The following is an 11,740-nucleotide window of genomic DNA, read 5'->3' on the forward strand; positions in this document are numbered from 1 at the left end:
TTTCCGATCACCGCCCGCACCACTGGAGCAGACCGGAATACCGTCCGTCAGAAGCGGCCAGGGGCCGTCGGGGCAGTGCGGGCGGGGCCCGCGAACCGCAGCGTAAACCGGGACGGGGATTGCCTGTCCCGGGATGGAGGAGCCGCTGGTGCTTGACACTTTGGCCCAAGAAGATATCGATATATTCGACGACGCCGCCGGCACCGACCCGGCAGCGCTCTTCGGCGTTGCCTACAGGTCCTTCGCCGGACCGGTACTGGGCTATCTCAAAGCACGTGGCGTGGACGATCCCGAAGCGGTCACCCAGGACGTATTCCTGGCTTTCTTCCCAAAAATCAACGGCCTCAGCGGTGGTCTTCAGGGCGCAAAGTCATTGATCTTCTCCATCGCCCATGCCCGGATGGTGGACCACTACCGCCGGCTCGAACGCAGGCCCCAGCTGACTCCCTACGACCCGCAGGAGGACAGCCGCAGCACACCCAGCGCGGAAGATCATGCTGTGGAACTGAACGGCGGGGCCGAAGCACTGCTGGCGGGGCTCAGTGACGAACATCAGGAAGTGTTGGCCCTGCGCGTGGTGGCCGATCTGTCCATCGAACAGGTGGCCGCAATCATGGGCAAAAGCGAGGGAGCCATCAAGCAGCTTCAACGCCGGGCCCTTTCCAATCTCAAGGCACAGACGCTCTCAAGAAACCAGGCAAACCATGAGTGACACCGCAGGATCCCGCGCCGGCGGGGCAGTGGACCAGCTGCTGCTGGAAGCAGACCTGGCTGGCGACAGCCAGCTCCGCCCCGTCCTCCTGGAGCTCCAGGCCCTGGGCGCGGCCGCGCCGGAACCTTCGGCAGAGCTGCTGGCACTGATGGCCGGAGCCCCTGTTGCGGAAACACCACAGGCCCCCGCCGTGGCGGCAGCACCGGGCGCCCCTGGTGACGAACTCGCAGCCCGCCGCAGGGCCAGGCGCCGCACAGTCCTCACCACCTTGTCCGTCGCGGTATCACTCGGTGCCGGCGGTGCGGTAGCCGCTGCGTCAGACCAGGGCATCCGTGAGTCCTTCACCCAGCTCAACCACGCGGTCACGTCCTTCATCACCGGTTCAGCGGGAGTTCCTGCCGATGACCAGGCGGAGCAGCCCGCGGCACCTGTGCCCGCAGCCCCCGCAGTCACAGCCCCGGCCGCCACCCCGTCAGCGGATCCGGCGTCCATCCCTCCCCACCCAGCCGCAGGGCACCCTGCGGTTGAGCCGCCGTCGGACAGTCCTGCTGCGACCGCCCCAGGTGGCCAGCGAACTTCCCCGGGACAGCCCGGGGAAGTTCCCGCTTCAGAAACCCTGCCCGGCGCAGTGCCGGGTCAGATCGCCGATGGCCTGGGCAAGCGACCGGAGGTGCCGCTCCCCTCGCAGGTTCCCCTGCCGGGGACGCTGCCGGCCGTCCCGCTTCGCTGACGTCCGGGCGCCCACCGCGGGCCACAGGGCCAGGTGTTCCGGTCAGTAGCCCGAGGCAGCCATCTTCTTGATCATTTCGCCGGACGGATCCGCAAGGTACCAGACATCGTTGACGCCTTGGCCCAGCACGTCGCCGGGTTTGGTGTCCTTCGCGAAGTAGTACAGCGGGAGGCCGTTCAGGGTTACCTGCTTCTTACCTTCCGGCGTGGGGATGGTGCCAACCGTGCCGGTGACCCCTTCGACCTTCAGCTTATCAGAGGAGGTGGTGAGCGGCGGCCACGCCGTCAGGCATCCGCCGGTGCAGGCGCTGGTGCCCGAATCCTTCACGTCCTTGGTGAAGAAATAGAGGCTCATGCCTTTGGAGTCCACCACGATAGTGCCCGCGCTGGAGGACGCCGTCTTGAGGTCAACGCCTGCACTCGCCGTTGATGTTGCGGACGGCGATACCGAGCCGGCGGGGGCGGTTGCCGAGGCGGCAGGTGCACCTCCCGTGACAGCCGGACTGCTGGCCGCAGGAGTGGTTCCGCCGCCGCCGCACCCGGTGAGGGCCGCCGACAGGGCGAGGATTGCAAGGCCTGCCCCCAACACACGCTGTTTCATGGTTGCTCCTTTGGTGGTGCCCGGCGCCGATCGCCGGACGCTAACCAGTACGACGCCGCAGGGTGAAGAATGGTTCAGGTTGAACCAAATCCCGGCTGCCGGCGTCGTATCAGCCGGGAAGCGCGGAATAGCCGTGCCGGAGGCTGGGACAGGAGGTCCGCCGAATGCCGCTTGATGACGACGTGGTGGAGTCCATCTACCGTGAACACGGCCCGGCCCTCCGCCGCTTTGTGCTCAGCGCCTCCCGTGATCCACAGCTTGCCGAAGACGTGGTCCAGGAAACCGTGCTCCGGGTATGGCAACACGCACCCGAGGTGACCGGCAGCCTTCGCAGCTACCTGTTCCGTACCGCGAGGAATATCATGATCGACAATTACCGCCGTGCCCAACGCCGCCCCGCGGAGGCGCTGGACGACGGGCTCAGCGGTCACGCCGAAGCCGTGGAGCGAGTGGACGAACTGTTGAACCGGGTACTGATCGAGGAGGCGCTGCTCCGCCTCAGCACCGAGCACCGTGACGTCCTGGTGGCCCTGCACTACCGCCGCTTCACCGTGAACGAGGCGGCCCTGCAGCTGAACATCCCGAGCGGAACGGTGAAATCCCGCGCCTATTACGCTGTGCGGGCCCTGCGGACCATCCTCGATGAAATGGGGGTGGAGTGGTGAATGCTTCCGGGCTGCACCAACTGCTGGGCGCCTACCTGCTGGGCGGGTTGGATGCCGTTGACCTGAAGAGTTTCGAAGACCACCTTCAGGAGTGCCCGCAGTGCCGGGATGAACTGGCCCGGCTGGAGACAGTGCCCATGTTGCTGGACGCCGTTCCGGTGCCGGACGCCGTGGCGCTCACCGCTGGTCCGTCAGCGGCGGTTGCCGCGCCCTCAACCGCGGCCCCGGTGGCCCTCCTCTCCGAACTGGCGCGCCGCCGTCGTAAAGTACGACGGCGTTGGGCGGCGCTCGCGGGCGCTGTCGCCGCTGCCTGCCTCGCCGTGGGACTGGCCGTGGGTCCGCTCCTGGGCCGGGCACCGCAGCCGGACGCCAGCTACTCTGTCCAGTCGGGCGGCGGGCTGCAGTTCAGCATCGACCTTGCCCGCAAAACGTGGGGGACGGAGTTGGCTGTTAACGGCAGCAGCCTTCCCTCCGACGGCACACTGTCGCTCTGGGTCAGGGACCGGGCCGGCGGTGAGGACCGCGCGTGCGCCTGGACCGCCACCCCCAGCGGCCGGGTCAAGGTCACGGGGGCAACACCCATCCAGCTGGGCAGCATCTCCAGCGTGGAATTGCGGGACGGAACCCAGCAGACGGTTGCCGTGATCACCGTGCCCTGATTGCTGGTGTGATCGCTGCGGCCTGATCCGTATGCGGCTATGCCTGCGCCGGGAACCAGCACTGCCGGAAGCTACTCCTGCTTCCCGGGCGCATCGCCTGCTTCCAGCCTCCCGAACTCGGCCACCAGGGCCGGACTTTCGCAGGCGCGGGCGAATGCTTCAATCCGTTTCTCGATTTCCCGCCCCAGCAGCCAGGCGCCGATCCGTTCCATTCCGGACCGCAGCAGTGCAGGGCGGCAGGAAAAGGTGTACTTCCAGACTGCCCGGGTGCCGCCGTCGTCCGCTGTGAACCTCCAGCCGCCGCCGAAGTTTTCAAAGAACCAGGGGCCGGACACCATGGTCATGCCCACGTTCCGGGGCGGCGCGTAGGAGACGTACTCGCTGACCATGGTGAGGCCAAGGCGCGAGCGGGTGCGGGTCCGCACGCCCTTGCCCGCGGTGGCGGCGCCGTCCAGGAAATGTTGTTCCGAAATGAAGGGATCCCAGCCCAGCCGGAAGCGGCCGGTGGTCTGGGAGAAGGCGAAAGCAACGTCCGGGTCGATGCGGATGAAGCGTTCGGCGCGTACCTGGGGCATGGTCCAACCCTATGCGTTCACGCTGGCAGCCCGTCCGTATTGGACACGCAGTCCGCAGGTGCCGCCGTTAGTGGACCATCTTTGCCAGGCGCGCCCGGACAATGGAGTACACCCCGTAGCAGATCAGTCCCGCGCCCACGGCCGCCAGGACATACAGCCCGAAGGGCTGGTCGCGCAACGCCCTCAGGGCGCCATCCAATCCCGTGGACTCCTCGGGATGTGCCTCAATGGCGGCGATGGCAATAAGCAGCCCGGTCAGCAGCAGCACGGTGCCCTTGGCCACGTACCCGGTCACGCCCAGTCCGGTGACGGCCTTCCTGGCCGCAGGGGACGGCGGCATCACCAGCTGCTTCTCGAACGATTGTTTGACTCCGCGGATGCCGTAGGCCACCCCGGTCACGGCGATGCCGGCGCCGAGCAGGACCAGCAGTGCCACCCCGCCCGGAGCCTTCATCAGTGAGGCGGTGAAGTCGACGGCTTTCTGCTGGTTGTCCCCACCTGAGCCCGTGCCGCGTGCGAAGGACATCAGCGTCAGGGCGAGACCCGCGTACACCAGGGCCTGCGCCGCCGCCTTGGCCTTCTTCCCCGCCTTTTCCTTGGTTGGCAGGTGGTTGTAGTCGAAAATGGCATCGCTGGCCTGCCACAGCGCCAAGGCGGCGCAGGCGGCGAAGCTGGCCCATAAGAGGAAGGGCCCGGCGGGCTGGGTGGCCAGTTCGGCCACGGCGCCGCTGAAATCGGCATTTCCCGTGCCGCCCATGGCCAGCCGGATGGCGATGGCCCCCACCAGCAGATGCAGGATGCCACTGGCCGCAAAGCCAGCCCTGGCCAGCAGCTCCAGCGTGCGGGAGTTGGTGACGTTCTCCGCCGCGTCCGCGGCCTGCTTCAGTTCTCTTTTGATGGCTGTTCCTTTGTACCGGCGCCGGGGCGCGATCGGTGCGTGCCCCGCACACCGCCATCGTGCCATGCGGAGGCGGTTGCGGCCCAGCAAGCGGAAAGAACTATGTGGAATAGCGTGTCAAAGCATGTGGTTTGGGGCGTTTGAAGGCGCGGCGCCGCGCTGCCCGGCAAGGGAACCGATGCCGGGTCCAATCCTAGTGGAGGGCGGCGTGGTGCACGCCGGGGCGGGGCTGGAGCCACCCGCAAGGTATACGGTGCCGGGAGTTACCGCCGGCGGTAACAGAGGTCGAAAATCAGCCGCCCGGCTTCGTGGGCCTTGGCCTCGAAGCTGGTCCGGATCCGGCCCTCGAAACGCGGCGCCCAGCCGCCCGTCTCATCCACACCCTCGTTGGGCCCGGTGTGTTCGGTACTGACCGGGGCACGGCCTTCCCGGACCGGTGCTCCGCCCACCACTGATTCCACGCCCGACTGCCACACCTGGGTCAGCGGGCTTTCGGGTCCGCGCCGCTCGCCGGTGTGCAGGTTTTCGAAGTCCTTTGAGTCCGCCAGGACGTCGCGGACGTGGACGGCGTAGTTGGACCAGTCCGTGGCGATCCGCCAGAGCCCGCCTTTTTTGAGCGCCCGCGCGGCGAGATCCGCGAACTCGGGCTGGATGAGGCGCCGTTTGTGGTGGCGGGACTTATGCCAGGGGTCCGGGAAAAAGACCCACAGCTCGCTGACGGAGCCCTCCGGAAGCATGGTGGCCAGCACTTCCGGAGCATTGGCCTCAACAACCCGCACGTTGCTCAAGCCCCGGCTGTTGATTTTGATCAGGGTGTTGGCGAGTCCCGGGGTGTAGACCTCCACTGCGAGGAAGTCGGTGTCAGGATTCTGCTCAGCGGCGTGGCAAATGGCATCGCCCAGGCCGGAGCCGATCTCGACGATGAGGGGTGCCTTGCGGCCGAATTCCAACTCGGCGTCAAACGTGTAGTCCGGGTGGACCGAGGTGTTGGCTACATGGCGGGGGACGTTCACGGCCCACCGCTCGGCATGCAGTTCCCAGGCGGCCTGCCGGCGTCCCTGAAGGCGGGTTCCGCGGCGGACGAAACTGACGGGACGGCCGCCGTACGTGCCATAGGAAGCCTGCGTGCCGGGGGTCACCGGCCTCGGGACATGCTGCGGCTGGGGGGTTTCTGGGGATTCGCTCATCCCTTCCAGAATACCGGCGGCCGGCGGGCAGGATCATATGTTCCCCAGTAGGTCCAGTGCAGGCCCCAACGCCAACGCAAAGACCAGCCCGGAGATGCATAGAGCAAATGCTGCCGATGACCTGGCGGGCGAAGCGTCCGGGGAATTCCTGATGACGGAAATTGCCAGCGCCAGGGACGGCAAAGCAAACAGGAGGGGCAAGCTGAAGAACACCAAAGGCGTCACCCAGGGCGTGGGCGAGGGGCCGCCATCGGACGGATAGGTCCCGAGCATGGCAAACATCGCCAGTGGGGCAGTGACGAACATGCTGAGAATGGCAAGGCCTCCCAACACCACGCCCGCTGTTGCCTGACGCTCGTAATGGACACGCCGGGCATTCCAGGAGTCCACAGCGGCGGATGCTTCGGACTGTGCTGTGTCATCTTTAGGCTGGGTCTCTTCTGGTGGCGGAACACCCATGTCTCTCCTTGGTCGACCGGATCGTGAGGGTTCCAACCTATGGAGGCGGTGAGCTTCGCAGCAGGTGCCAGCTGCCCTATGTGGATAACTTCGCCTCCCTGTTTCCTGCAAGAATGGGCGGGTGACGGAAGCGACGAATGCTGCGGCCAGGAAGCAGCGGCCCCGGGAGCGCGCGGTGAAGCCCCAGTTGGCAAAACAGCCGGACAACCTGGCCCGCAGGGACAATCTGGTGGACGCCGAGATCGATGAACTGCCGGCACCGGAACCAACCCGGGTGGGTGGCCGGCGGGCACTTGTTTACCTGGGCCTGTGCCTGGTCCTGATCGGGCTGAACCTGCGCACTGTCTTCTCCAGTTTCTCCGCGGTTCTGCCCGAAATCACGTCGCAAGCGGCCTTGCCCGGCTGGGCCGTTGTAGTCCTGACCACCGTCCCGGTGACACTGCTGGGCCTGTTTGCGCCGCTGGCCCCGGTCCTGGCACGGCGCTTCGGCGCCGAGCGCGTCCTCCTCGGGGCCATGGCGGTCCTGACCGCAGGGCTTCTGCTCCGCCCGGTGGGACCCTTGCACCTGCCCACCTTGCTGGCCGGAACCGCTGCCTGCGGCGCCGCCATCGCCCTGTGCAACGTGCTCCTGCCTGGACTCGTCAAACGCGACTTTCCCCATCGGCTTGGCCTGATGGGCGGGCTCTACACCACAGCCATCTGCGCCTCTGCCGCCCTCGGAGCCGGCTTCACCTACCCTGTCTACGCGGCGACGGGGGAGTGGACACAGGCGCTGTGGTTCTGGGCGCTGCCGGCCGCCGTCGTCCTTTTCCTGTTCCTTCCCATTGCTGCCAGGCAACGCGCCGTGCGGCACCAGCTGGTGAAGGACGGCGTCAACGTGTGGCGCTCGCCGGTGGCGTGGCAGGTCACCATCTTTATGGTGCTGCAGGCCATGATGTCCTTCAGCGTGTTCGCCTGGCTGGCGCCCATCCTGCGCGAGCGGGGCGTGGATGGGGCCACCGCTGGCCTGATCGTGTCGGTGAGCATCGTGCTGCAGATGCTCGGCTCGCTCTTTGCGCCGGCGCTTGCCGCGAGGTTCCGGGACCAGCGTGCCATCGCCACGGTGGTGGCGCTGATGACCGGCGGCGGCTTCGCGCTGAGCATCTTCGGTCCGCTTGACCTGGTCTGGATGTGGGCAGGGCTTTTGGGACTGGGCCAGGGCAGCCTCACTGCCGTGGCGCTGACCATGATCATGCTCCGCACCCGTGACGGCCACACCGCAGCGCACCTTTCGGGGATGATGCAGGGCGTTGGCTACGGCCTGGGGTCAACGGGAACCCTGATGGTGGGCCAGCTGCACCAGGCCACGGGATCGTTCACCCCCGCCGGCATCCTCTTCCTGGCGGTAGGGCTGCTCGCGGCCGTGTTCGGCTACCGGGCCGGACGGAACCGCTTCGTCGAAGATTGAAACCGGGTAGCAGTAAGTGCCGTTATGGGCGCCCATAACGACACTTACTGCTACTTAGATGGGGACTAGTGGGTGAGGTCCTTGCCCCTGGTCTCGGGAATGGTGAACACGAATGTTGCGCTGACCGCCAGCAGCAGCACGGCGTACACGTTGAACAGGTCCGGCATGTGCAAGGTGGTGCCCAGCCACTGCTGCAGGTACGGGGCGGTGCCGCCGAACAGTGCCACACAGATGGAGTAGGGGACGCCCACGCCCACGGTGCGGATGCTGGTGGGGAAGAGTTCGGCATATACGGCCGGGACAATCGCGGCGCTCGCGGCGATGAAGATGAGCATCACCGACATGCTGACAGCCAGCTGCCAGGCGGAGTCCTTCAACAGCCAGGTCATCGGGAAGTGCATCACAGCCGACCCGATGGCTCCGGACCACAGCACCTTCTTGCGGCCGATCCTGTCCGAGAGCTTGCCCCACACCGGCAGCGCCGCGATGAACACAATGTTCCCCACGACGCCGGCCCACAGGGCTTCGCCGCGGTCGATCTTCAGGGCGGTGGTGGCGTAGCTCGGCGCCACAACACCCCAGATGTAGTAAATGACCGTAAGCCCGACGGTGAGGCCGATGACCTGCAGGGCCTGCTTCCGGTGGCGGACAATCTGCGGCCAGATCGGGGCACGCTTTTCCCGGCCGGACTCGGACTCGAAAGCCTCGGTCTCGTGCAACCGGGACCGCATGATCAGGGCGTAGAGCCCCAGTGCCGCGCCGATCAGGAACGGGATGCGCCAGCCCCAGGCGTTCATGGCCTCGGTGCTCAACGCCATGTTCAGGACCGCGCCCAGCAGCGTGCCGAACAGGATTCCCACTGTCCCTGACGTGTAGATCAGGGTGGCCCAGAAGCCGCGCTTTTCCTTCGGCGCCATCTCGGACAGGTACGTCTGCGACGACGGCAGCTCGCCGCCGTGCGCCAGGCCCTGCACCAGCCGGGCCGCCAGCAGCATCAGCGACGCCCAGGCGCCGATGCTGGCGAAGGTGGGCGCGATGCCGATCATCAGGCTGCCGAGCGATGCCAGCCCCACCGCGAGGGTCATGGACGTCTTGCGGCCTACACGGTCACCGATCCAGCCGAACAGGAAACCGCCGAAGGGCCGGGCCACGAAGCCGACGGCGAAGATCGCCAGGGTGGACAGGACGGCTGACGCCGGGTCCGCCTTGCTGAACAACTGGCTGGCGATGAAGGGGGTGAAGGTTGCGTAAATCGCCCAGTCGTACCACTCCACGGCATTGCCGATACCGGTACCAACGATGGTTTTCCGCATAGCCGTACGCGCCGCGCGCTGCGGGTTGACGATAGTGGTCATTTCAGTTCTCTTCCTGGAAGGTGGATCAGGAGTTGGAGCGGGCGGACGAAAGGGCGGCCAGACGCTGCATGGCGAGTTCCGCGTAGAGCGCAGCGCCGTCGGCCAGCACGCCGTCGTCGAACGTTGCATACGGTGAGTGGTTGAAGGGGGAAGTGGCGTGGTCCGCCCCGCGGGGGACGGCACTGAGGCCGATGAAGGTGCCGGGTACTTCGGCCAGCACCCTGGAGAAGTCCTCCGAGCCGCTGAGGGGAGTGGCCCAGCGGGACAGCCGGGAATCGCCGAACATTTCGCTGATGATGTTCTCCGCAGTACGGGTCTCATCCTCGTCGGTGATGGTGAGGGGATACTCCTGCTGATAGTCGACGTCCACCTTGAGGCCATGGGCGGACGCGATGCCCTGCAGGAGCCGCGGAATAGAGTCCATCAGCTTCTCGCGGGAGGCCTCGGAGAACGTCCGGATGGTGGCTTCGATCCGCGCTGTTTCCGGGATGACGTTCCGCTTGGTGCCTGCGTGGAGGACGCCGACGGACAACACCACGGGATCGAACATGTTGAACTGGCGGGTGATCATCACCTGCAGTGCGGTGACCATCTCGGCCGCCGCGGTCACGGGATCCTTGGCCGCGTGCGGGGCTGAGCCGTGGCCGCCGGCGCCGAGCACCGTGACCACCAGGCCGTCGGAAGCGCTGAGCATCACGCCGGGTTTGGTGGCGAAGGTGCCGTGCGGCTCGAGCGAGGAAAAGACGTGCATGCCGTAGGCGGCGTCCACCCGGCGGCCGGGCGCCTCCAGGACGCCTTCGTGGATCATGTAGCTGGCGCCGTCGAAACCTTCCTCGCCGGGCTGGAACATCAGGACCACATCGCCGGCCAGGCGGTGCCGGTTTTCGGCCAGCAGGGTGGCGGCGCCGGTCAGCATGGCGGTGTGGAGGTCATGGCCGCAGGCGTGCATGGCGCCATCCACGCGGGAGGTGTAGTCCACGCCGGTCTTCTCCTGGACGGGCAGGCCGTCCATGTCGGCACGCAGGAGGACCGACGGCGGTGCCGCCTGTGTGCCGGCTGCTTCAGTTCGTACTGTGTGGCCGGTGCCGCGCAATACTGCCGTGACCGACGTCGTCTCCTTGCCCAGGGTGATTTCGTAGGGCAGTCCGTCGAATGCCCGGAGGACTTTTTCCTGTGTCCGGGGCAGGTCAAGGCCGATTTCCGGTTCCTGGTGCATGGCGTGGCGGAACCGGATCAATTCGGGCTGGAGTTCCCTGGCCGCGGTTGTGATGGTCATTGACTTCTCCTCCAAAGAATGGGCTGAGTCAAGTGTGGGGTGATGTGGTTCACATTGGTGGAAAGTCCTCGAAAAATGCACCTCTTCTGCTTCTCTTCCACGTTTTATGCACAACTGCGGAAGAATGGGGACCATGGAATTAAGCGAGGAGGACCTCGCCCTGATCAACGCATTGGAGATCGCACCGCGGATCAGCTGGGCGGACGCGGGCGAAATCCTCGGCGTTCACGCCACCACCCTGGCAGCCAGGTGGGAGCGAGTCCGCGGGGCAGGTGCCGCATGGGTGACAGCCCACCTCATGGGTGACCCCAAACAGATGTGCCTGGCGCTGGTAGACGTTGACTGCGACATGCACCGCCGTGCCGAGGTCACAGAGGCGCTGGCTGCCGTCCCGGAGATTGTCACCATCGAGGAGGCCGCCAGCAACCGCGACCTGATGCTGACAGTCCTCACCCAATCCCTGGAGGAGTTCACCACCACCGTGGCCTCCCGGCTGCAGGACATCGGCGGGCTGCTGAAGTACCAGACCGCGCTGTGCACCAGGCTGCACTCCGGCGGCTACGCCTGGCGCCTGAACGTGCTGGACCGCGCCCAGATCGCGGCGCTGCAGGCAAAGGCCGGCCCGGAGGCCGCAGGCTCGGCGCCTCCGGACGCCGTCGTCGAGCCCCTGCCCGAAAGCCACCTCGCACTGCTTCCGTTCCTTGCGAGGGACGGGCGGGCGACGGCGGCCGACATCGCCCGGGCGCTGGGCCGCCACCCCGCCACAGTCCAACGCCAGCTGAACCGGGTCCTCGCCAGCAGGCTCCTCTCATTCCGCTGCGAAGTGGCGCAGAAGTTCTCCGGCTACCCCGTGACCTGCCAGTGGTTCGCAAACGTGCCGCCAGGCCAGCATGAAGCCGCCGCGGCCGAGCTCCGCGGCCTCCGCAACGTCCGGCTCAGCGCCTCCACCACCGGCCGCACCAACTTTGTGATCATCATGTGGCTGCAGTCGCTGGCCGATGTGATGAACGCCGAACTTGCGCTGCAGCAGCGGATCCCGGACATCGACCTCGTGGAGAGTGTGGTGATGCTCAGTACCGTCAAACGGGTGGGCTGGATGCTGAACCAGGATTCGACAGCCACGGGGCGGGTCATTGTCCCGGCGGCGGTAGCAAGCGCCGGGTAGCTCTTCCAGGCC

13 protein-coding genes are annotated in these 11,740 nt (G+C 66.6%); 7 read left to right on the forward strand and 6 right to left on the reverse strand.

The features are described 5' to 3' along the window. The first annotated feature begins 133 nt into the window (after positions 1-133). Complete coding sequence (locus tag BMX78_RS19805; protein WP_091423326.1) at positions 134-712, forward strand: RNA polymerase sigma factor; 579 nt, start codon at positions 134-136, stop codon at positions 710-712. Further along, complete coding sequence (locus BMX78_RS19810) at positions 705-1,442, forward strand: hypothetical protein (protein WP_091423329.1); 738 nt, start codon at positions 705-707, stop codon at positions 1,440-1,442. The genes BMX78_RS19805 and BMX78_RS19810 overlap by 8 nt, the downstream gene beginning before the upstream one ends. A 42-nt stretch (positions 1,443-1,484) precedes the next feature. Here BMX78_RS19810 and BMX78_RS19815 read toward each other — a convergent pair whose 3' ends face one another. Beyond that, complete coding sequence (locus tag BMX78_RS19815; protein ID WP_091423333.1) at positions 1,485-2,042, reverse strand: COG4315 family predicted lipoprotein; 558 nt, start codon at positions 2,040-2,042, stop codon at positions 1,485-1,487. A 164-nt stretch (positions 2,043-2,206) separates the two neighbouring features. Here BMX78_RS19815 and BMX78_RS19820 point away from each other — a divergent pair, with 164 nt between their 5' ends. Continuing rightward, positions 2,207-2,707 (forward strand): sigma-70 family RNA polymerase sigma factor, encoded by a 501-nt coding sequence (locus BMX78_RS19820; RefSeq protein ID WP_091423337.1) that lies wholly within the window; start codon positions 2,207-2,209, stop codon positions 2,705-2,707. Then, positions 2,704-3,366: a zf-HC2 domain-containing protein gene (locus BMX78_RS19825; protein ID WP_091423521.1), complete on the forward strand. Its 663-nt coding sequence runs from the start codon at positions 2,704-2,706 to the stop codon at positions 3,364-3,366. Before BMX78_RS19820 ends, BMX78_RS19825 begins: the two co-directional genes overlap by 4 nt. A gap of 71 nt (positions 3,367-3,437) precedes the next feature. On the opposite strand, the gene BMX78_RS19830 is transcribed toward BMX78_RS19825, so the two are convergent. From BMX78_RS19830 to trmB, 3 genes are all read right to left on the reverse strand, one after another. After that, on the reverse strand, positions 3,438-3,941 hold the full coding sequence (locus BMX78_RS19830; protein WP_091423340.1) for an SRPBCC family protein: 504 nt from the start codon (positions 3,939-3,941) through the stop codon (positions 3,438-3,440). 67 nt (positions 3,942-4,008) lie between these two features. Continuing rightward, positions 4,009-4,905 carry a DUF1206 domain-containing protein gene (locus BMX78_RS19835; protein WP_091423524.1) on the reverse strand — a complete coding sequence of 299 codons (897 nt, stop codon included), beginning with the start codon at positions 4,903-4,905 and terminating at the stop codon, positions 4,009-4,011. Between the two features lie 197 nt (positions 4,906-5,102). Then, complete coding sequence (gene trmB / locus BMX78_RS19840) at positions 5,103-6,026, reverse strand: tRNA (guanosine(46)-N7)-methyltransferase TrmB (protein ID WP_091423344.1); 924 nt, start codon at positions 6,024-6,026, stop codon at positions 5,103-5,105. Between the two features lie 94 nt (positions 6,027-6,120). On the opposite strand from trmB, the gene BMX78_RS23200 reads away from it, so the two are divergent. After that, a complete protein-coding gene (locus tag BMX78_RS23200; RefSeq protein ID WP_170850892.1) occupies positions 6,121-6,288 on the forward strand; it encodes a hypothetical protein in 168 nt (55 codons plus the stop codon). Between the two features lie 318 nt (positions 6,289-6,606). After that, positions 6,607-7,932: a CynX/NimT family MFS transporter gene (locus tag BMX78_RS19850; RefSeq protein WP_502686315.1), complete on the forward strand. Its 1,326-nt coding sequence runs from the start codon at positions 6,607-6,609 to the stop codon at positions 7,930-7,932. A 65-nt stretch (positions 7,933-7,997) separates the two neighbouring features. On the opposite strand, the gene BMX78_RS19855 is transcribed toward BMX78_RS19850, so the two are convergent. After that, complete coding sequence (locus BMX78_RS19855; RefSeq protein WP_091423353.1) at positions 7,998-9,287, reverse strand: MFS transporter; 1,290 nt, start codon at positions 9,285-9,287, stop codon at positions 7,998-8,000. A 25-nt stretch (positions 9,288-9,312) separates the two neighbouring features. Further along, complete coding sequence (locus BMX78_RS19860; RefSeq protein WP_091423358.1) at positions 9,313-10,563, reverse strand: M20 metallopeptidase family protein; 1,251 nt, start codon at positions 10,561-10,563, stop codon at positions 9,313-9,315. 133 nt (positions 10,564-10,696) lie between these two features. On the opposite strand from BMX78_RS19860, the gene BMX78_RS19865 reads away from it, so the two are divergent. Continuing rightward, positions 10,697-11,728 carry an Lrp/AsnC family transcriptional regulator gene (locus tag BMX78_RS19865; RefSeq protein WP_091423360.1) on the forward strand — a complete coding sequence of 344 codons (1,032 nt, stop codon included), beginning with the start codon at positions 10,697-10,699 and terminating at the stop codon, positions 11,726-11,728. Positions 11,729-11,740: the final 12 nt, after the last annotated feature.

The sequence above is a fragment of the Arthrobacter sp. OV608 genome (assembly GCA_900110595.1).
Lineage (GTDB): Bacteria > Actinomycetota > Actinomycetes > Actinomycetales > Micrococcaceae > Arthrobacter.

Coding starts and splice junctions, on each gene's coding strand:
- BMX78_RS19865 (WP_091423360.1), top strand. CDS start 10,697: ATGGAATTAAGCGAGGAGGACCTCGCCCTGATCAACGCATTGGAGATC.
- BMX78_RS19835 (WP_091423524.1), bottom strand. CDS start 4,905: ATGGCACGATGGCGGTGTGCGGGGCACGCACCGATCGCGCCCCGGCGC.
- BMX78_RS23200 (WP_170850892.1), top strand. CDS start 6,121: ATGCATAGAGCAAATGCTGCCGATGACCTGGCGGGCGAAGCGTCCGGG.
- BMX78_RS19860 (WP_091423358.1), bottom strand. CDS start 10,563: ATGACCATCACAACCGCGGCCAGGGAACTCCAGCCCGAATTGATCCGG.
- BMX78_RS19855 (WP_091423353.1), bottom strand. CDS start 9,287: ATGACCACTATCGTCAACCCGCAGCGCGCGGCGCGTACGGCTATGCGG.
- trmB (WP_091423344.1), bottom strand. CDS start 6,026: ATGAGCGAATCCCCAGAAACCCCCCAGCCGCAGCATGTCCCGAGGCCG.
- BMX78_RS19805 (WP_091423326.1), top strand. CDS start 134: ATGGAGGAGCCGCTGGTGCTTGACACTTTGGCCCAAGAAGATATCGAT.
- BMX78_RS19815 (WP_091423333.1), bottom strand. CDS start 2,042: ATGAAACAGCGTGTGTTGGGGGCAGGCCTTGCAATCCTCGCCCTGTCG.
- BMX78_RS19810 (WP_091423329.1), top strand. CDS start 705: ATGAGTGACACCGCAGGATCCCGCGCCGGCGGGGCAGTGGACCAGCTG.
- BMX78_RS19830 (WP_091423340.1), bottom strand. CDS start 3,941: ATGCCCCAGGTACGCGCCGAACGCTTCATCCGCATCGACCCGGACGTT.
- BMX78_RS19820 (WP_091423337.1), top strand. CDS start 2,207: ATGCCGCTTGATGACGACGTGGTGGAGTCCATCTACCGTGAACACGGC.